The following is a 19,158-nucleotide window of genomic DNA, read 5'->3' as shown; positions in this document are numbered from 1 at the left end:
GGGCGTACTCGACAATCAGAACGGGGTCTGCGGGTCCCCGGCAGCGGTCCCGGGGCGCATGCCCTCACGCGGCGGGTGGACCCGCAGCGGCTCCTCGTAACCGCGCACCAGCAATCCAGCACCTTGCGGAACTCGGATCATGGCGGTCTCCTGCGGCTGTTTGGTCGTGGTCTCCAGCCTAGGCCAGCACCCATCAACCGTCAACAGAGACGCCATCTCGCAAGACGACAGCGCATGAGGATCCATCCAGACGCAGGCCGCGCAGGGAACCCACACCAAGCGGAGATCTTGACGGACGCCTCTACCTTGACATCCACCCCAACAAAGCCTACCCTTAGCCGCGCACATCGATATTCATGCATATCTGAATATTCATGGCGACGATGCCGGTCAGCCGAGGCCGCGACCGGACAGCCACTCATGACGGGATGGTGGACGATCATGGCTCGTCCACCGGGGCGCTCCACTGGAGCCCGCCTCAGGATGCCTCGATGCATCCCGATCTCCTGTTTGCACACCCCAAGAGGAGGCAAGGATGAAAGCAGGTGAAATCCTGTCGGTCCGCCGGCGCAGCCGGCGGTGGGCAGTCTTCACAGTGGCAGCGATGGTGGTCACTGTCGGTCCGGCGCTGGGCGCTGAGTCCACCCTCGCGTCACGCGCTGTGGCAGCGGCGGACTCGGAACCCGCAGCGGCGGCAGTCCCACCCGCTTTTCCCGGGGCAGAGGGAGCGGGAGCCAACGCCAAAGGCGGCCGTGGCGGTGACGTCTACTACGTGACCACACTCGCTGACAGCGGCGCCGGGTCGCTACGGGCCGGCATCGACAGCGCGCCGGCCGGCGGTAGGACGATTCTGTTCAAGGTCTCTGGCACGATCGCACTGAACTCAAACCTCGGGATCAACAAGTCGAACATAACGATCGCCGGCCAGAGCGCGCCCGGCGATGGGATCGCGATCCGCAACTACACCATCGGCATCGGCAACGGCGCACATGATGTGGTGATCCGTCACATCCGGCTGCGCACCGGGGCGAACGACTCGCGCGACAGCATGTGGATCTCGTCTGGCCGCAACATCATCATCGACCACGTATCCGCGTCATGGGGATCGGACGAGGTGATTTCGGCAAGTCGCGATGTTCAAGATCTGACGGTACAAAACACGATCATCTCTGAGGCGCTGAACCGCGCCAACCACGGCTTCGGCAGCATCATCGCCTCCGCACACGACACCACGTACTCCTGGCACCACAACCTGTGGGCGAACAACGTCAGCCGCAACCCGCGTCCGGGTACCGACGCCCCAGACCCCGGTTTCCGGCTGGACCTGCGCAACAACGTTTTTTCCAACTGGGGCTACGCCGCCGGCTACAGCGGCAGCGACGACGGCCGGATCGAGCTGAACTACGTCAACAACTACCTCGTGGCCGGGCCGAACTCGACTGAGACATGTGCCATGGACAGCGGCGGTAGTCTCCAGAACTACCAGTCAGGCAACATGATCGACCTGAACAGGAACGGCCGGGTCGACGGTAGCGACACCGGGTGGGGAATGTTCTGCGGCAGTTACACCAAACACGGCAACGAGTGGCCCGTCCCGCCGGTAACGACCGATTCCGCGGGCGCGGCATACGCGCGAGTGCTTGCTCAGGGCGGCGCAATGCCGTGGCGTCGCGACTCGGTCGACAGACGAATCATCGACTCCGTCCGCCAGCAAAACGGGAGAATCATCAACAACGTCTCTGACGTCGGCGGTTGGCCCACTCTCGTCTCGGAGCCGGCGCCCACCGACACCGACAGTGACGGCATGCCGGACTACTGGGAGCAGGCCCTCGGGCTCAACCCGAGCAACGCCGCGGACCGGAACAACACCGACGCGGCCGGCTACACGATGCTCGAGAACTACCTGAACTGGTTGGCTGAGGGCCACGCTGTGGTCGACCGGAACGGTTCCGTGGACGTGGACCTGCGCGCCCTCAACGGCGGATCGAACCTGAACTTCACCGCGGCCTCCGGTCGCAACGGCACGGTCACCCTGCTGGGTGACGGCCGCACCGCCCGCTTCACCCCGGCGACGAACTACAGCGGGCTGGCAAACTTCACCTACACCGCGACCGACCCGGCCACCGGGCTGAGCTTCGGCCCGGTTGGGGTGGGCGTCCTGGTACGAGGCAACGGCGGCCCGCCGCCCACCACCGCACCACCCACCACCGCACCACCCACCACCGCACCACCCACCACCGCACCACCCACGACAGGATGCCGGGTCACGTACACGGTCAACGCCTGGAACTCCGGGCTCACCACGGCCATCAGCGTGACCAACACCAGCACTACGACGGTCAACGGATGGACGCTGGCGTTCACGCTGCCCAGCGGGCAGACCATCACGAATGGCTGGAACGCCACCTACTCCCCGCTGAGCGGACCGGTCAAAGCCAGCAACGTCTCCTACAACGGCACGATCGCACCGAACTCCTCAGTCGACTTCGGCTTCCAGGCCACCCATACCGGAAACACCGGGCGACCGTCCTCGTTCACACTCAACGGCACCGCCTGCGCATTCGCCTGATCAACCGGCCGGCACCGGTGGCCCTCGGGCCAGCGGTGCCGGCCGAACCCCGGCCGGGTGAAGGCGCAACAGCCGGTCAGTCTGCGGCGGTGTGCCGGACCTCGCCGGCAACGATGGTGGCCAGCACGGTGCCAGCGGTCAGCACGTCGGCGTCCGGGGTGAGCGGATCGACGTCGAGCACGGTCAGATCCGCCGGTTCGCCGACCCGGAGCATCCCGCCGCCCCAGCCGGCCTGCGGGTTGCCGGCGACCTGCGCCGCGCCGGTGGTGAACAGCGCCAAGGCCTCGGCGGCGGAGAGGGCCTGGTCCGGACCGAGCGGCTCGTCACGGCCCCGGACCCGACGGGTACGGGCCTGCCAGATGCCGTGCAGCACCGACATCGGCGGCCCTGGGCCGTCCGAGCCGCCCCCGACCGTCACGCCCGCGTCCAACCATGAGCGAAGCGGGTTGGCGGCGGCCGCCGCCGGCTCGCCGAGCCGGTCGATCAGGTTGAGCCCGAACGCCCACTGCAGCGCCGGATGCGCCGACACCGACACGCCGAGCCGCCGGGCGGTCGCCATCGCCTCCGGCCCTGGACCGAGATAGGCGTGGATCAGATGAAAACCCAGGCCGGCGATTGGCGTACCGGCCGCGACCTCGGCGAAGACCGACAGCGTCAGGTCGATCGCGGCGTCGCCGACCGCGTGCACACCGACGCCGCGCCCATGGGCCGCAGCCGCCGCGCAGTGCGCCCGCACCGTCTCGGTACGCAGACTCTGGTTACCGTGGTAGCCGTTGGTGCCCGGCCAGGGTGCCGACAGCAGCGCGGTGCCGAGCGAGCCGCCGCCGTCGAGGAACAGCTTCGTCGGCCCGGCGCGCAGCAGACCCGGCGTGGCCCGGTCAAAGTCACAATCATCGAGGGTACGGCGAAGCTGCGCGTCGTTGACGTCGTCGCCGCCCAACGGCATCGCAACGGTACGCAACCGCAGCGCACCGGCCCGTCCGGCCACCGCGTAGGCGGCCAGCTCTGCGGCCGGCACCGCCGGGTCGACGGCCGTGGTGATCCCGTGGGCGAGCAGTTCCGCCTGCCCGGCGGTGATCCAGTCGATCCTCGTCCGCTGGTCCGGCTCCGGGACCACCGCCCGGACCAGGGCGACCGCCGGATGTTCGACGAGCAGCCCGGTCGGGGTGCCGTCGGGGTACCGGTCGATCCGCCCGCCGGGCGGGTCCGGGGTGTCGGCGGTGATCCCGGCCAGCCGCAGCGCAGTCAGGTTGGCGATGCCGTCGTGGCCCTTGCGATCCAGCAGCACCGGCCGACCGGGGGCGGCGGCCTCCAACTCGGCTGCGCTGGGTAGCCGACATTCGGCCAGATCACCTGGGTCGAAGCCGGCGTCGGCCTCGATCCATCGGCGGGTGGGATGCCGGCGGGCGTACCCGCTGATCCGGTCGCAGACGGCGCGGACGCTGACCGCGTCGTCCAGCCCGACCCGGGCAGCGGCCCGGCCGGCCCAGATCAGATGGACGTGACTGTCGACGAAGCCGGGCAGCACCACCGCGCCGGGCGGGGCGAGCTCCGGCGTACCGGTGGGGACGGCGGCGCGGGCGGCGCGCAGGTCACCGACGGCCGCGATCCGCCCGGCACGCACGGCCACCGACTCGGCCCGCGGGCCGGCCGGATCCATCGTCCGCACGTCGCCGACAACGAGCAGGTCACCGCCGGTCACCGGGTCACCTGCCGGAAGGCGAGGGCCTCGTGCACGGTCCGGGCGGCCCGCGCCCCGGCGTGCACCGCGTCGTGCAGCCGCCCCGGGCGCAGCGCGTCGCCGCAGCGCAGCACTGGCCGGCCGGCGGCCACCTCGACGACAGCCTCGTACAGGTCGTGGTGGGGTTCGCGACCGACCGCCGCGACGATCAGCCCGGCCCGCAGTACCGTTCCGTCCACCTGCACCTCCTGGTCGTTGGTAACCCTGGCCCGGTGGCCGAGCACGGTCCGCACACCGACCGAGGCGAGCAGGTCGGCCCAGGTCGGTGGGTCGTCGGGGGGTTCGTCGTCGAGCACCCGGGTGGTGTCGCCGAGCAGCGTGACGTCGGCACCGCGCCGGGCCAGCGACGCCGCCGTGCTGGTGCCGGTCCGGCCGGCGCCGATCACCAGCACCGAACCGTCGGCGGGCAGCGGCACCAGGCCGCGCAACACGTCGAGCGCGGGCACCGCGCCGGGCAGCGGCCGCGCCACGCCGCCGGTGGCGACCAGCAGCCCGGCCCACTGTCTACCGAGGTCAGTCGGGTGCAACGGGGCGTCGATCACCTCGACGGTGCTCGCCGTAAGCCGGTCGGTCAACCAGCGCAGGTACGGGGTGAAGCTGTCGTGCACCCCGCTGTCCACCGCGTCCCGCAGGGCCCCGCCGAGCCGGCCGCCGGTGTAGAGCCGGACCCGGTGTCCGGACCCGGCGAGCCGGTGCGCGGCTTCCAGGCCGGCCGGACCGGCCCCGGCGACGAGCACTGGCGCGTCCGGTTGCACCGGGTCGGACGACTCTGGCGCGGGCGGCGCGGTGGCTGGCGGCAGGCTCAGCGATGGGTTGACGGTGCAGGCGACCGGCCGACCGACCAGGGCGGCACGGGCGTGGCAGCCGTCGTTGCCGCGTACGCAGGGGCGGATCCGTCCGGCGGCACCGGCCAGCGCCTTGGCCGCCCAGTCCGGGTCGGCGAGGAAAGCCCGGCCGAGCGCGACCAGGTCGGCGGTGCCGTCGCGGAGCAGCATGGCGGCTTGTGCCGGTTCGGTGATCCCACCACAGGCGATGGTGGGCAGCCCGGCGGCCCGCAGGGTCCGGGCCGAGCGCCAGGCGGCTCCGAGGGGTACGGCGGCCGGCGGCACCTGGCGTACCCGCGTGGCGTGGTTGCCCGACGACACGTGCACCGCGTCGACCTGGCCGGTGACGGCCAGGGCGGCGACCAACTCGGCGGTCTCGGCCAGATCCTGCCCGCCGGGTTCGTGGTCGCGGTCAGACAGCCGTACGGTGAGCGCCACCTCGGCCGGCAGCGCGGCCCGGCAGCGGGCGACCACCTCCAGCAGGATGCGACGTCGCCGGGCCGGACCGCCGCCGTAGTCGTCGTCGCGCCGGTTGGTGTGCGGGGAGAGGAATCCGGCGAGCAGGTAGCCGTTGGCCGCCTGGATCTCCACCACCTGGAAGCCGGCCTGGGCAGCACGGGCGGCGGCGTGGCCGAATCCGTCGACGACGGCGGCGATCTCGTCGACGGTGATCGCGCGGGGGCGCAGGCCGAGCCGGTGTTCGATGGCGGGCCAGGGCACCGCCGACGCGGCAAGTGCCTCCCCCGGCAGGGTGCGCTGCCGTCCGGCGTGGGCGATTTGCAGCCCGGCGACGCGACCGCCGGCCCGGATCCGCTCGGCGACCGGGGCCAACGCGGCGGCGTGGTCATCACTTGCGATGCTGAGATGGCCGGGGAAGCCAAGGGCGGTCCCGTCGTCGATCGCGGTGAACTCGACGATGGTCAACGCGCTCCCCCGGCCGACCCGCGCATAGTGGTCCCGGTGCCACGGCTGGGCGTACCCGCCGGCGTCGGCCGCACCGGTCGAGGTGGGTGCCTTGACGATCCGGGACCGCAGCGTGACCGGCCCGAGCCGGTACGGGTCGGCGAGCAGAGTGGCCGCTTCGGCGGAGTCCATCAGTGGCCCCGCAGCACCCGGGCGGCGCCGTCTGCGCGGGGGTCGCTGGCCGCGTCGAGGCCGGCGGGGGTGAGCCGGGCCAGTTGGACGTGCCCGGCGTCGTCGTGGCGCTGTGGCAACTGCACCACCCGCAGGTTGAGATCGGCGGCGGCGGCCCGCAGCGCGTCGGTGGCCGGCGTGTCGGGTTCGAGCAGCAGGCTGGGCCGGTCCTGGCCGACGTCGCGGGCACCGATCACCCAGCGGGGGCAGGCCAGCAGGCCGGCCGGGTCGGCGGTGGTCAGCGCGTCGGCGGCGACCTGGGCCAGGATCCACGGCTGGGCCCGGCCGCCCTGGCAGCCGAGCGCGACGACCCGGTCCGGGCCGGTGGCGATCGCCGGGCAGAGAGTGTGCGGTGGCCGGGCACCGGGGCGCAGCCGGCCGGGGTGGGCCGGGTCGAGGCTGAACACCGACCCCCGGTTGTGCAGCACCAGGCCGGTGCCGGGTTCGCAGATGCCGGCGCCGAAGGTCTGGAAGACGCTCTGGATCAGGGTGACGGTGGTGCCGTCGTTGCCGACGGCGGTGACCGCGACGGTGTCGCCGGCCGGTTTCGGGCCGGGCGGCGGCACCGGTCCGGTCGGCGGGTCGGTGCGCAGCAGCAGCCCGTCGAGGTCGACCGGGCCGACTCGGGGATCCCCGAGCAGGGTGTCGCGGCGCTGCTCGGCGGTCCGCGCGGTGGTCAGCGCGGCGGCGTCAGCGGGCCGGGCGCTGGTGGCACCGCCGGCCGCCGGGCCGCCGTCGGCGGTGCGGCCGGCGGCGGCGAGCATGGCCAGCAGGGTGGCGCCCTGGCTGGGCGGCGGCGCGACCGACCAGGTCACCTGGGAACCGGCGGCGGAGTACCGCAGTGGATCAGTCAGCTCGGCGGCGTGCCCGGCGAGGTCGGCGGTGGTCAGCGGGCTGCCGAGTGCGGCCAGCCCGGCGGTCAGCGTATCGGCGAGTTCGCCCTGGTAGTAGTCGCGCCAGTCGGCGCCGATGGTGCCGAGGGTGCGGGCCAGCGCCGGCTGGCGCAGCACCGCCCCGGCCGGCAGCGGCGTACCGTCGCCGTCGAGCAGCAGTGCGGCCAGGCCGGGATCGGCGCGGACCACATCGAGCCTGCGCAGGATCGCCGCAGCCAGGCCGAGGCTGACCGGGACGCCGCCGGCGGCCAACTCGACGGCGGGTGCCAGCACCCGGGCCAGCGGCAGCCGGCCGCCGAGATCGGCGAGCGCGGCCCAGCCGGCGACGACACCGGGCACGGTGACGGTCAGCGGACCGCCGGCAGGCATCCGGTCCCCGGCTGCGCGCAGCGCCGCGACGTCGACGCCGGCGGCAGCCGCGCCGACCGACAGCACCGCCCGGACTCGGTCGTCGGGGGTGCGGACCAGAGCGATCAGGTCACCGCCGGCCGAGCACTGGTGCGGGTAGGCGACGGTGAGCGCCGCGGCGGCGGCGAGGGCGGCGTCGACGACGCCGCCGCCGGCCGCCACCACGTCGGCGGCGGCGTCCAGCGCGGACGGATGTGGCGCGGCGAGCGCGATCTCGATCGACATGTAGGTCAGTCTCGCTGGATCAGGATGGTACGGGCGAACGCCCCGTCGGCGCCGACCAGTTTCGTCGGCAGGCAGACCAGTTCGTACTCCCCTGGCGGCACGGCGTCCAGATCGGCGTTCTCCAGGATGATCACGCCGGAGCCGAGCAGCGCGTGGTGGGCGTCCCAGGTATCGGTGCGCCGGTGGCTCTCGATGGTCAGGTAGTCGATGCCGATCAGCGCGACCTGCTGGTCGATCAGCCAGCGGGCGGCCTCCGGGGAGAGCCCGACCCAGGATTCGGCGCGTTCGGTCTCGCGCAACGGGCCGGCCGAGTTGCTGGTCTTGAGCAGCACCCGGGTGGTACCGGCAACTCCGGCGGCGACCAGGTCGGCGACGGACACGTCCCCGTCGACGGCGGTCAGGTCGGCGACCACGGCCGGGCCGACCAGGGTCTCCAGCGCCACCTCGTCGATCGGGGTGGCACCGTCGACGAAGTGCGCCGGTGCGTCGACGTGGGTTCCGGTGTGCGCGCCGAGTCGCCATCGGGTGACGTTGGAGGCGTCGCCGTTGGCCAGCGACTCGACGATCTCCACCTCAGGTTTGCGGCCCCAGTGCAGCATCTTCGGGTGGATCGGCAGGGTGATGTCGTAGATTTTCACGCGGAGTGCTCCTTCGCGGCACTGGTCGGCCGATGAACGGACAGTCAGGGCCGGTGAGTGGGGTCGGGCCAGGGTTCGCGCACGGCGGCGGCGACAGCCCGCGCGGTGGTCGCCACGCAGCGGTCGAACTCGGCCCGGCCGTGCTCGGCGGTGGCGTCGGCGACGTCGCGGCCCCACACACCGGTGTCACTGACCTGGTCCATCCGGTAGTCCCAGAACGAGTCGACGTCGCGGTGCGAGGTGGCCTTGTCCATCCGGACCAGGTCCGGATACAGGTGCAGCATCACCGAGGTCTCGAAGTAGTTGGCGTGCATCAGCCCGCGCCCGTGGTAGACGTGGCCGTCGACCTCCGGTCCGGGGTACATGGTCACGTAGGCCAACGCCCGTACCCGTGAGTCGCGGTGGCGTACCCGTAGCTTCTCGGCGGATACGTCGAGCGAGCCGTTGTTCCAGATGTGCCCGTTGAGCAGGATGAACTGCCGGACGCCGCTGGCGTGCAGTGAGTCGATGACGTCCTCGACGACGGCGATCAGGGTCTCCGGGCGCAGCGCGATGGTGCCGGCGAAGTCGCCGTGTGAGGCGGAGACGCCGTACCCGATAGGGGGCACCACCGGCACGCCGGTGAGCGCGGAGACGTCACGGGCGACCGCGTCGCAGATCAGCGTGTCGACGGCGAGCGGCAGGTGCGGGCCGTGCTGTTCGGTGGCGCCGACCGGGATGATCACCGAGTCGACGGTGGTCGCCGTCTGGCCGGCCTCGGGCCAGGTCAGGTCGGCCCAGGCGACCGGCGTGCCGGGGCCGCCGAGCTCGGCGGCGAGCGCCGCCCGGTCAAGGTCGGTGCGGGACGGTTCAGACACGGTGTTCCTCTCTCGGTACATGGACGGAGTCGGGCGCGGTGCGATACGTGGACGGGTCACCAGGCCCGGCGAGTCTTCTCCGGCAGCAGGTCGATGGCCTCCATCGCGGTGACGGCGCCGTCGACGGTGGTGATCCAGACCCGGGCCTGCGGGCTGTAGTCGCTGATCAGCTCGCGGCACACCCCACACGGGGCGATGACCCGAAACCGGCCGGCCGGCTTGATCTGCACCGAGACCACGCTGTCGACGGTGAGCGGCGTCCCGGCGGGCAACGCGGCGCGGGCCGCGCCGAGGGCGACACCTTCAGCACAGATCGAGCTGCGCCGGCAGGACCCTTCCAGGTGTACGCCGGTGTGGATGGTGCCGTCCGGGGCGCGCAGCGCGGTGGCGACCTCGTGCCGGCCGGCGACCCAGACCTTCGACAGCAGCCGCTGGGCGACGTCGAGCAACTCGACCTCGCCCGGGGTCATCCCGGCCGGTGCCGGCACCGGAGCGACATCCTCGGTGATCATGCGGTGATCCCGAGCAGCCTGGCCATGTTGCCGCCCTCGACGAGTGCCCGGTCCGCGGCGTCCGGGATCGCCTTGGCAATCTTCATCCGTTCCAGGTCGAAGTCGGAGCCGGGCCACTCGCTGCCCAGCAGGATCTGCTCCGGGCCGAGCCGAGCGTACGCCCGCTTGACGTCGCTGATCAGCGTGGCTGAGGTCTCCAGGTAGACGTGCGGGTTCCGTTCGGCGACGATGATCGCCTCGGGAACGTTCCAGACCGCTCCCATGTGGGCGATGATCGTCGGCACCTGCGGGTGCCCCTTGGCGATCTCCTCAATCGCGAGCGGCGCGCAGAACGCGTCATCGAGGGCGTTGATCAGCACCATCAGGCCGTGTTCGGCGCAGGCGGCGAAGACCGGGTCGAGCAGTCCGTGGTCGGCGACGTGGTAGCCGTGCAGGCTGGGGTGCAGTTTGAGCCCTTTGAGGCCGGCGTTGGCGATCCGGGCGATCTCGTCGAGCGCGTCGTCGTCGGCCGGGCGGACCTGCCCGAAGCCGAACAGCCGGTCCGGGTGGGCCTTGGTCAGGCCGATAATGAAGTCGTTCTCGATCCGCTGGGCCAGGGAGCAGACCATTGCCATGTCGACCCCGGCGGCGTCCATCCGGTCCAGGATTCGTCGCGGGTCGAACGGCGTGTACGGTGGCGGCGCCTGCCCCGGCCGGGCACCGGTCAGGTAGTCGGACCTGCCCCGGACGTCCTGGGTGGTGTTGTATGCGTCGATGATCACTGTGCTGTGCCTCCGGTGGTGACGGTCGACGGTGCCGGAATGTCAGCCGGCACCAAGGGCAAATGGCAGCGGACCGTACGGCCCGGGTGGATCGGTCGCAGCGCCGGCGCTTCGATGCGGCAGCGGTCGACGGCGTACCGGCAGCGCGTGTGGAACAGGCAGCCGGCCGGTGGGTGAGCGGGATCAGGCAGCTCGCCGGCGAGCACAATCCGTTCCCGGTCGGACTTCCGGTCGAGGGTGGGCACGGCCGACAGCAGTGCCTCGCTGTACGGATGTGCCGGCCTGCCGAAGAAGGTGTCCCGGTCGGCGACCTCGATGATCTGGCCGAGGTACATGACGGCGATCCGGTCGGCGATGTGCCGCACCACGCCAAGGTCGTGCGAGATGAACAGCATGGTCAGCCCGCGCTCCCGGGTCAGGTCGGCGAGCAGGTTCACCACCTGGGCCTGGATGGAGACGTCGAGTGCGGACACCGGCTCGTCGGCGACGATGAACCGGGGTGACGGGGCGAGCGCCCGGGCGATGCCGATGCGCTGCCGCTGGCCGCCGGAGAACTCGTGCGGCCGGCGTCGGCCGGCGTCGCGGCCCAGCCCGACGAGGTCGAGCAGTTCGTCGACGGCCCGGCTGGCGTCGGCCCGGCTGGCCCCCCGGCCGCGCAGCAGCGGCTCGGCGACGCTGTCGGCGATCCGCCGCCGCGGGTTGAGCGAGCTGAACGGATCCTGGAAGACCATCTGCAGATCCGCGCGGATCTGCCGGAACACGGCCCCGCGCAGGCCGGTGATCTCCCGGCCGAGCAGTCGGATGCTGCCGGCGGTGGGTTCGGTGATCCGCAGGACGGCCCGGCCGAGGGTGGACTTGCCGCAACCGGACTCGCCGACCAGGCCGAGGGTCTCACCCTCGCGGATCTCCAGGTCGACGTCGCGCACGGCGCGGACCGGATCACCGCCGCGCCCCGGGTACTCCACCCGCAGGCCGGTCAGCTGGATCAGTGGCACGCTGGTCACGGTCGACCTCCGACCGCTGTCGGGGTGCGGGCGGTGTGCCGGGCCGACGCGTCGAGCAGGCACGCGTCGACATGGCCCGGTTCGCCGTACCGGTTGACAAGCTCGGGCGGCGACGTGTCGCAGTCGGCGTGGGCGAACGCGCAGCGTGGGGCGAAGCCGCAGCTGGGTGGTCGGTCGACGCCGGTAAGCGGGCTGCCGGGGATGGCCGGCAGCCGGTCGGCGACCGGCCCGTCGACCCGGGGCACCGAGTCGAGCAGCCCCATCGTGTACGGGTGCTGCGGTGAGTACAGCACCTGGTCGCGGGTGCCCTGCTCGACGATGCGGCCGCCGTACATGACGGCGACCCGGTCGGCGACCTCGGCGACCACTCCGAGGTCGTGGGTGATCAGGACGATCGAGGTGCCGTGCTCGGCCTGCAGCCGTTTGAGGGTGGCCAGCACCTGGGCCTGGATGGTGACGTCGAGGGCGGTGGTCGGCTCGTCGGCGATCAGCACGGTCGGGTCGTTCGCCAGCCCGATCGCGATCATGACGCGTTGCCGCATGCCGCCGGAGAGCTGGTGCGGGTAGGCGCGCGCGTTACGGGCCGGGTTGGCGATGCCGACGTCGGCGAGCAGCTCCTCGGCCCGCTGCCAGGCCCGCGCCCGGCTGATCCGTTGATGGGTACGGATCATCTCGGCGACCTGGGCCCCGGCTCGCTGCAACGGGTTGAGCGCGGCGAGGGCGTCCTGGAAGACCACCGAGATGTCCCGGCCCCGGACCCGGCGCAGGTCGGCCTCGCTGGCGGTGGTCAGGTCCCGCCCGTCGAACTCCACCCGGCCGGTGATGTGCGTGCCGGGTGCCCGGTTGAGCCCGACCAGGCTCATCGCCAGGGCGGACTTGCCGGAGCCGGACTCGCCGACCAGAGCGAGAATCTCACCGGCGTGCAGGTCGAGGTCGACGCCGGCGACGGCCGGCAGCCGACCGGCCGGTACGTCGAACTCGACCCGCAGTCCGCGCACGGACAGTACCGGCGCCGCCGGGCCGGTCGGGGCCGGGCCGGTCGGGGTGGAGGTCACCGGGGCGCTCCGGTGATACTGGCGACGGCCTGCTCAACCAGGTCGGCGACAGCGTGGGGCCGCACGCGGGGAGTGAAGTGGCTGCCGCCGACCTCGGAGACGGCAGCGCCGGCGCGGGCGGCCATGTCCCGCTGGGTGTCCGGCCGCAGCGTCCGGTCCTCGGCGGCGACCAGGTACCAGGTCGGCTTGTCGCGCCAGGCGGGCACCCCGGTGGGCTGCGCGAAGATGGCGTCGGCGCTGGGGCGCGAGTCGGCGTCGAAGTTGTCCCGTTCGGCTTCCGGCACGTCCCAGCCGATCTCCGCCCAGTACTCGGGACTGTGCTCCGAGGCCCATTCGCCGTTCGGACCGCGTCGCATGTGCCGACTGACCTCGGCGGGCGGGTAGCGGCCGATGATGTCCTGGATCGACTCGCCATTGTCGGGGGCGAACGCACAGACGTAGACGAGCCCGGCGATCCGCTCGTCCCGGCCGACGTTGGTGATCACCGCCCCGCCGTAGGAGTGACCCACCAGCAACACCGGTGCGGTGCAGTCGGCAAGCACGGCGGTGGTGTTGGCGACGTCCTCGACGAGCGAGTTCATCGGATTGGTCACCAAGTGAACCCGGTGTCCGGTGGCGCGCAGCAACGGTGCCACGTGGGCCCAGGTGCTCGGGGTGCCGCCAGCACCGTGCACCAGCACGATATCCATGATGGATTCATCCTCTCCGTAGGCGCGGGTCCAGGACCAGGTAGAACAGATCGACTACGGCGTTGACCAGCACGAAGAGCAGCGCGATCGCCAGCGCGGCGCCCTGCACCACCGGGTAGTCGCGTTGCAGCACCGAGCTGACCAGCAGGTTGCCGACGCCCGGGTACGAGAAGACGGTCTCGGTGATCACCGAGCCACCGAGCAGCGAACCGAATTGCAGACCGAGCACGGTCACGATGGGCAGGCCGGCGTTGCGCAGCACGTGCCGGCGCAGGATGGTCCGCTCCCGCAGCCCTTTCATCCGGGCGGTCCGCACGAAGTCGTCGCTGAGCACCTCCAGCACCGAGGCCCGCACGATCCGGGTGATGAAGCCGGCCATCGCCAACGCGAGGGTGGTCGCCGGCAGGATCAGGTAATGCAGCCACGGCCCGACCAGTTCGGGCCGGTCCTGCAGGATCGCGTCGAGGAGTACGAAGTTGGTGGTGGGCTGGTAGTCGAGCTGGCTGGGCAGCCGACCGATCACCGGCATCCAGCGCAGCCACACGCCGAAGACCACGATGCTCAGTACGCCGAGGGCGAACCAGGGCAGCGAGAAACTGACCGTGGCGATGGACCGGGTGGCGGTGTCCACCCAGGTGTCCTTGCGCAGCGCGGCGATCACCCCGGTGACGACCCCGATGAGGATGGCGATCAGCATCGCCGCGACGGTCAACTCGATCGTCGCCGGCAACGCACCACCCAGCAGGTCCAGCACGCTGTTGCCGCCGTAGAAGGAACGCCCGAGATCCAGCCCGAACAGATCGCCGAGGTAGCGCAGGTACTGCTCCCAGATCGGCCGGTCCAGGCCGAGTGCCTCGTTGATCCGGGCTTCGTTGGCCGAGATCTGCTCGGCGCTGAGGCCCTGGGTGCCGCTGGCCGCGAGGGTCGACGACGGTGAGCCGGGCAGCTGGCGGATGGCCAGGAACACCAGGGAGGCCAGGACGAACAGCACCACCGGCACGCTGGCCAGCCGGCGGACCGTAAGCATCGGCAGTGACCTGCCGCGCAGCAGCCGGATCATCGGCGGCTCCTCGGGTCCAGCGCGTCGCGCAGGTCGTCGCCTACGAAGTTGCTGGCGACCACGAAGACCAGCGTCAACGCTGCGGGCAGCACCGCCATCCGGGGTGCCGAGTAGATGAACTCCTGGCCGGCCTGCACCATGTAGCCCCAGTCCGGGGTGGGCGGCTGGATGCCCAGGCCCAGGTAGGACAGGCCGGCGGCAAATCCGGCGGCCACCGACAGGGTCATCACGATCTGGGCGAGCAGCGGGCCGGCGATGTTCGGCAGGATCTCCTGGATCATGATCCGGGGCGACCGGGTGCCGCCGAGCCGGGCGGCGAGCACGTAGTCGCGGGCGGCCTCCCGGGCGGTCAACGCCCGGGCCAGCCGGGCCAGGCCGGGTGACAGCGCGACCCCGACCCCGACCACCAGACTGCGTACGCCGGGTCCGCTGGCCGCCACCACCAGGATGATCAATAGCATCGACGGGAAGGCCAGCCCGACGTCGGTGACCCGCATCAGGATCTGCTCACCCCAGCCGCCGAGGTAGCCGGCGAGCATGCCGACGGTGGTGCCGATGAGCGCGGCCAGGACGGTGGCGAGGAACGCGACCAGCAGCAGTGGTTGGGCGCCGTGTACCAGCCGGGCCAGGAAGTCACGGCCGAGATCGTCGGTGCCGAGCGGGTGCCCGGCGGTGCCGAACCCGGCGAGGGTGACGTTGGACTGCCGCTCCGGGTCGGCGCCGATCATCAGCGGCCCGATTGTCGCCATCAGCACGAAACCGACGACCACCAGCCAGGAGACGGTGGCCAGCCAGGACCGGGCGATGGAGCGCCGCGCGAAGGCGGCTCTCCATCGCCCGACCGGCCGCGCCCCGGCGACCGTCACCGGTCCCCCGGCCGGGCCGTGCGGATCGGATCAGACACTGGCGTTCTCCATGAAGCAGCGGTGGTTGCCGAGCGCGGCGACGTTGGCGCCCTCGACGTTCGCCCCGGTCACCACCGGGTTCGCCGAGTAGCACAGCATCGACAGCACCATGTACTGCTCGGCGAACCGGCGCTGGATGTCGCTGTACGCGGCGGTGCGCTCGGGACCGTTGGGCAGGTTCTTCGCGGCGGCCAGGTCGTCAGCGAACGCCTCGGATCCGGGCAGCGTGTTGAATCCGGAGGTGAAGTCGCCGTACACCCCGGATGGCAGGCCCATCGCCCCGATCATGTTGTCCGGGTCCGGGATGTAGGAGTTGCGCTCCCAGATCATCAGCTCGTGGAACTCGTCGTCCGGGTCGAGCAGCCGGCTGAAGTAGGTCGCCGGGTCGACCGAGTCAGTGACGACCGTCAGCCCGATGTCGGTGAGGTTCTGCGCGACGATCTGCGCCGCCCGCGGGTGCCAGGAGTCGCTGGCCGCCATCAACGCCACCTGCCGGCCGCTGGCACCGGCCGACTCGATCAGCCGCCGGGCCTCGTCCGGATCGAACCGGCTCAGGTCAGCCAGGCTCGGGTCGTGGCCGTCCTGCGACGGTGGGATCGTGTAGCCGTCGGGTGGCGCGCCGATCCCGAAGAACGCCTGGGCGATGATCGCCTCGCGGTCGACTGCCAGGTTTATCGCCTGGCGCACCTCCAGCTCCGGGATCCGCCGGGCGTCGATCATCATCATCGCGTCGAAGCTGTACGGCGTCTCGTGGAAGGTCACCGCGTCGTCGGCCTTGAGCTGCTCGACCGCCGAGTACGGGGTGAACTGGGTGGCGGACAGGTCGCCGCTGAGCAGCGAGCTGACGATGGTCGAGGGGTCCTGGACCTGTTGCATCACCAGCCGGTCGACCTTGGGCCGGCCGGTGCGGTAGTCCTCGAAAGCGGTCAGCACCACCTGCTGCCCGGCGGTGGCCGAGGAGAACTGGAACGGGCCGGTGCCGACCAGGTTCTTGCCGATGTCGGCGCCGTACTCGGCGAGTGCGGCGGAGGAGATGATCCGGCCGCCGATGTCGGAGAGCCGGTTGAGCACGGTGGCGTCCGGACTGTTGAGCACCATCACCACGGTGTACTCGTCGGGGGCGTCCAGCGAGGCGACGTTGGCACCGAGGCTGCGCAGCGGCCGGGACGACCCCTCGGGCAGCGTCGGGTCGTCCTCGTTGAACTGCCGACCGAGGCTGGCCAGCACGTCCGCCGAGGTGAAGGTGGTGCCGTCGTGGAAGGTGACGCCCTGGCGGAGGGTGAAGGTGTAGGTCAGCCCGTCGTCGGAGATCTCCCAGCTCTCGGCGAGGTCGGCCTGCGGCTCGTTGGTCTCGAAGGAGATGAAGGTCAGCCCACGGCAGATGCAGTCGACCGCCATCCAGTCGCCCAGTGAGGTGTAGAAGGCCGGGTCGTGGACGGCGCTGGTGGCGTCGATGCCGAGCGTGAGGGTGCCGCCGCTGCTGGTGCCGTCGTCGCCGTCTTCGCTGCCGTCGGAGGCGACGCCGCAGGCGGCGAGCAGGCTGCTGGCGCCGAAGCCGAGGCCGAGCAGTCCGGTGCCACGCAGCATCGCGCGGCGGGTTATCAGGTTCTGCGGGAGGTTGCGGGGATCGTCCGACATAGTGCGCTCCTCGGCAGGGTATGGGACGAAGATGGATGAAATTTCATTTGGATTGGATCCAAAATCATCATCTGCGGTACCCGATTCGGGTCCGTATCGCGATTGTGAACGTCTGGTGTCGGGATGTCGAGAATGGACAGGTTCCCCCATGGCCGGCGCGGTGGCCGACGTACCGGCCGGGTCAGTCGGCCGGCACCACGTCTGTTCCGTCTGTTCCGGTGGCGCAGCAGGCACTGCCCGCGCCGCGGGCAGTGGCCGGATCCGGAACGTCCATCGCCGGATTGCGGTCGAAGAAGCCGTCCGGTTCAAGGATCATGTGGATCGCGTCCACCGGCATCACCGGCCACTGCTCGGGACGCGGGAAATGGTGGGTGCCGAGCACCGGCCACAGCACCAGCTCCACACCGTCGATCGACCGGTCCTGGCGCTGCCAGACCTGCACACCGTCGTCGCCCGGCTCGGCGTGGTTGGGATAGCGGCCACCGAGGAACTGCTCCTGCGGGTCGTACGGAGTGGCCCACAGGTGCTGGTGGATGAACGGTGCGCGGCGGGCCATCACCGAGTCCGGCCGGGCGAACGACCGGGTGGTGTTCGGCAGCAGCAGCCGATAGGCCGTCGGTTCACCGAACCGGTTGGTCCGGGTGGTGCTCTCCACCCGCCAGCGGCGGGCCGACGACGGATCGGTGCGGCGCGCCGCCTGCGACTCACGCAGCAGCGGGGTACGCACGTTGCGTACCGCGTTGCCGTACGGGTCGAGTTCCGGGTCGGTCTCGCCCTCGGCGTGCTCCTCGACCAGCCGATTGCGCGGTCCGTCCACCGCCATGTCCAGGCGTAGCCCGAAGTAGTGCTGGTGGGTCGGCGTCTGCACGTTCGGCGCGACGACCCGGCCGTAGCGCACCTCGTCGCCGTCAGCGATGCCGGAGGCGGAGAGCATCCCGGTCAACTTGACCTCCAGCTCGATCCGGCCGTCCTGGTAGAGCGACCAGTAGAAGCCGTAGTCGTAGTTGGCCACGGTCTGGAAGTTGGAGATGACCAACCGACGCGAGCGGCGCACCTGGCTGACCCCGCGCCGCAGGTCGTTGTGCTTCCAGAGGATGCTGTGGTCCTCCTCGTGCATGCAGATCGCGTTCGGGATGGTCACCGGGTCGCCGTCGCCGCCGAGGTAGGCGGTGTCGAAGTAGTAGATGACGCCGAGGCAGTCGCAGCCGAGGGCAAGCGAGTTGGTCAACGGCCCGGCCCCGTACTCACCCCAGTCGAAGAAGTTCTTGCGGTACTGGGTGGAGTTGGGGTCGAGGTACGGCACGTACATCTCGTTGCAGGCGGCCCGCTTGACCACCGGCCGGCCCTGGAACTCCAGGTCGTACAGGACCAGGCCCTCGCGGTGGGTGAAGCCGACCCGCAGCTGCCAGCCCTGCCAGCTGACCTGCCAGCCGTCGACGTCGAAACTCGGACCGTCGGGCTGCACGACGTCCAACGGCCGCAGCCCGGGCCGGGCCGGCCAGGCCTCGGCCTCCAGCGGGCCGGCCTCGTCCGAGATCGGCACCACGCCGTGGTCCTCGACCTCCAGGACCTCCATGGTCGCCATGTCGATGATCGGCACCACGCCCTGCACCGGGCGCACGTAACCGTTGTCGCCCTCGTTGACTCGGTGCCAGACGGTGCCCCAGGTGAGCCGCCGGTCGGCGTACCGCTTCGGCTCGAAGCCGCCCATCGACTCGGCGTCGACCACCACCAGGGAGACGTCGTGGATGCCCCGCTTGGCGAGCACCTCGCGGAACCTCGGGCTCTGCCGGCAGGCCTGGGCGGCCGCGCGGGCCTCCTCGGAGGTGATGCCGGGCCGACGCGGGTCGAGCGGACGCCAGTCCAGGCAGCGGTCGGCGGCACCGTCGCCTGCAGCGTGGTTCGACGCCGCACCGTCGTCCCGGCTCCCGACGGCCAGCGCGACGTCGATCTCCCAGGCGGTGCCGGCGGCATGGTCCATGGCCACCAGTCCGAGTCGGACCTCCCCGGCCGCGGCCGCGCCGGCCAGGACGGCCCGGGCGTGCGCCTCGTCCAGCGTGGCCCCCCAGAACCGGGTTCGCTCGCCGAGCCGACCGTCGGCGCGGGCGACGGCGACGGCCCGGGCGATCTCCGCCGGGCTGGGTGGGTCGAGCGGATGGTTACGGTGGTTGCGCCCGTCCGGGCTGGGGTGGCACGCGCTCACGATTGCTCCTGTCGCCGTCGCGGGAGTCGTTCCGATGCGGTC

General features: G+C 71.4%; 16 protein-coding genes. 1 reads left to right on the top strand and 15 read right to left on the bottom strand.

Annotated elements, in window-relative coordinates; translation table 11 throughout:
* Nucleotides 1–15 precede the first annotated feature (15 nt).
* The gene (locus ACFHW1_RS12895) at nucleotides 16–141 is read right to left on the bottom strand and encodes a hypothetical protein (RefSeq protein ID WP_255500449.1); all 126 of its coding nucleotides are present in this window, start codon (nucleotides 139–141) and stop codon (nucleotides 16–18) included.
* Nucleotides 142–535: 394 nt separating this feature from the next.
* On the opposite strand from ACFHW1_RS12895, the gene ACFHW1_RS12890 reads away from it, so the two are divergent.
* A complete protein-coding gene (locus tag ACFHW1_RS12890; RefSeq protein ID WP_416552551.1) occupies nucleotides 536–2,569 on the top strand; it encodes a cellulose binding domain-containing protein in 2,034 nt (677 codons plus the stop codon).
* Nucleotides 2,570–2,645: 76 nt separating this feature from the next.
* Here the strand turns inward: ACFHW1_RS12890 and ACFHW1_RS12885 are convergent, their stop codons facing one another.
* From ACFHW1_RS12885 to ACFHW1_RS12820, 14 genes are all read right to left on the bottom strand, one after another.
* The gene (locus tag ACFHW1_RS12885; RefSeq protein WP_416615479.1) at nucleotides 2,646–4,271 is read right to left on the bottom strand and encodes an amidohydrolase; all 1,626 of its coding nucleotides are present in this window, start codon (nucleotides 4,269–4,271) and stop codon (nucleotides 2,646–2,648) included.
* Complete coding sequence (locus ACFHW1_RS12880; RefSeq protein WP_416552547.1) at nucleotides 4,268–6,229, bottom strand: FAD-dependent oxidoreductase; 1,962 nt, start codon at nucleotides 6,227–6,229, stop codon at nucleotides 4,268–4,270. The genes ACFHW1_RS12885 and ACFHW1_RS12880 overlap by 4 nt, the downstream gene beginning before the upstream one ends.
* Nucleotides 6,229–7,794, bottom strand: coding sequence for a gamma-glutamyltransferase (locus ACFHW1_RS12875; RefSeq protein ID WP_416615478.1), 1,566 nt, complete (start codon nucleotides 7,792–7,794; stop codon nucleotides 6,229–6,231). Before ACFHW1_RS12875 ends, ACFHW1_RS12880 begins: the two co-directional genes overlap by 1 nt.
* A 5-nt stretch (nucleotides 7,795–7,799) precedes the next feature.
* Complete coding sequence (locus ACFHW1_RS12870) at nucleotides 7,800–8,432, bottom strand: cyclase family protein (RefSeq protein ID WP_416552543.1); 633 nt, start codon at nucleotides 8,430–8,432, stop codon at nucleotides 7,800–7,802.
* Between the two features lie 44 nt (nucleotides 8,433–8,476).
* Nucleotides 8,477–9,289: a creatininase family protein gene (locus tag ACFHW1_RS12865; RefSeq protein ID WP_416552541.1), complete on the bottom strand. Its 813-nt coding sequence runs from the start codon at nucleotides 9,287–9,289 to the stop codon at nucleotides 8,477–8,479.
* 56 nt (nucleotides 9,290–9,345) lie between these two features.
* Complete coding sequence (locus ACFHW1_RS12860; protein WP_416552539.1) at nucleotides 9,346–9,801, bottom strand: hypothetical protein; 456 nt, start codon at nucleotides 9,799–9,801, stop codon at nucleotides 9,346–9,348.
* A complete protein-coding gene (locus ACFHW1_RS12855) occupies nucleotides 9,798–10,562 on the bottom strand; it encodes an amidohydrolase family protein (RefSeq protein ID WP_416615476.1) in 765 nt (254 codons plus the stop codon). Before ACFHW1_RS12855 ends, ACFHW1_RS12860 begins: the two co-directional genes overlap by 4 nt.
* Entirely contained in the window at nucleotides 10,559–11,566 is a 1,008-nt protein-coding gene (locus ACFHW1_RS12850; RefSeq protein ID WP_416552535.1) for an ABC transporter ATP-binding protein, read from the bottom strand. Before ACFHW1_RS12850 ends, ACFHW1_RS12855 begins: the two co-directional genes overlap by 4 nt.
* Entirely contained in the window at nucleotides 11,563–12,621 is a 1,059-nt protein-coding gene (locus tag ACFHW1_RS12845; protein ID WP_416615475.1) for an ABC transporter ATP-binding protein, read from the bottom strand. The genes ACFHW1_RS12850 and ACFHW1_RS12845 overlap by 4 nt, the downstream gene beginning before the upstream one ends.
* A complete protein-coding gene (locus ACFHW1_RS12840; protein ID WP_416591602.1) occupies nucleotides 12,618–13,310 on the bottom strand; it encodes an alpha/beta fold hydrolase in 693 nt (230 codons plus the stop codon). Before ACFHW1_RS12840 ends, ACFHW1_RS12845 begins: the two co-directional genes overlap by 4 nt.
* A gap of 7 nt (nucleotides 13,311–13,317) precedes the next feature.
* Nucleotides 13,318–14,370: an ABC transporter permease gene (locus tag ACFHW1_RS12835; protein ID WP_282231899.1), complete on the bottom strand. Its 1,053-nt coding sequence runs from the start codon at nucleotides 14,368–14,370 to the stop codon at nucleotides 13,318–13,320.
* Nucleotides 14,367–15,236, bottom strand: coding sequence for an ABC transporter permease (locus tag ACFHW1_RS12830; protein ID WP_416552530.1), 870 nt, complete (start codon nucleotides 15,234–15,236; stop codon nucleotides 14,367–14,369). The genes ACFHW1_RS12835 and ACFHW1_RS12830 overlap by 4 nt, the downstream gene beginning before the upstream one ends.
* A gap of 30 nt (nucleotides 15,237–15,266) precedes the next feature.
* Nucleotides 15,267–16,913, bottom strand: a complete 1,647-nt coding sequence (locus tag ACFHW1_RS12825) for an ABC transporter substrate-binding protein (protein ID WP_282231900.1) — start codon at nucleotides 16,911–16,913, stop codon at nucleotides 15,267–15,269.
* Nucleotides 16,914–17,094: 181 nt separating this feature from the next.
* Nucleotides 17,095–19,116, bottom strand: a complete 2,022-nt coding sequence (locus ACFHW1_RS12820) for a primary-amine oxidase (protein WP_416552528.1) — start codon at nucleotides 19,114–19,116, stop codon at nucleotides 17,095–17,097.
* Nucleotides 19,117–19,158: the final 42 nt, after the last annotated feature.

This window comes from Micromonospora sp. LOL_014 (genome assembly GCF_048060245.1).
Classification (GTDB): domain Bacteria; phylum Actinomycetota; class Actinomycetes; order Mycobacteriales; family Micromonosporaceae; genus Micromonospora_E.
Note: the sequence above shows the minus strand (reverse complement) of the source record. Positions and strands in the feature narration are given on the sequence as shown.

What these genes read in the sequence shown, in the direction of transcription:
- ACFHW1_RS12875 (WP_416615478.1), bottom strand. Translation starts at nt 7,794, where the DNA reads ATGTCGATCGAGATCGCGCTCGCCGCGCCACATCCGTCCGCGCTGGAC.
- ACFHW1_RS12895 (WP_255500449.1), bottom strand. Translation starts at nt 141, where the DNA reads ATGATCCGAGTTCCGCAAGGTGCTGGATTGCTGGTGCGCGGTTACGAG.
- ACFHW1_RS12825 (WP_282231900.1), bottom strand. Translation starts at nt 16,913, where the DNA reads ATGTCGGACGATCCCCGCAACCTCCCGCAGAACCTGATAACCCGCCGC.
- ACFHW1_RS12860 (WP_416552539.1), bottom strand. Translation starts at nt 9,801, where the DNA reads ATGATCACCGAGGATGTCGCTCCGGTGCCGGCACCGGCCGGGATGACC.
- ACFHW1_RS12890 (WP_416552551.1), top strand. Translation starts at nt 536, where the DNA reads ATGAAAGCAGGTGAAATCCTGTCGGTCCGCCGGCGCAGCCGGCGGTGG.
- ACFHW1_RS12835 (WP_282231899.1), bottom strand. Translation starts at nt 14,370, where the DNA reads ATGATCCGGCTGCTGCGCGGCAGGTCACTGCCGATGCTTACGGTCCGC.
- ACFHW1_RS12880 (WP_416552547.1), bottom strand. Translation starts at nt 6,229, where the DNA reads ATGGACTCCGCCGAAGCGGCCACTCTGCTCGCCGACCCGTACCGGCTC.
- ACFHW1_RS12840 (WP_416591602.1), bottom strand. Translation starts at nt 13,310, where the DNA reads ATGGATATCGTGCTGGTGCACGGTGCTGGCGGCACCCCGAGCACCTGG.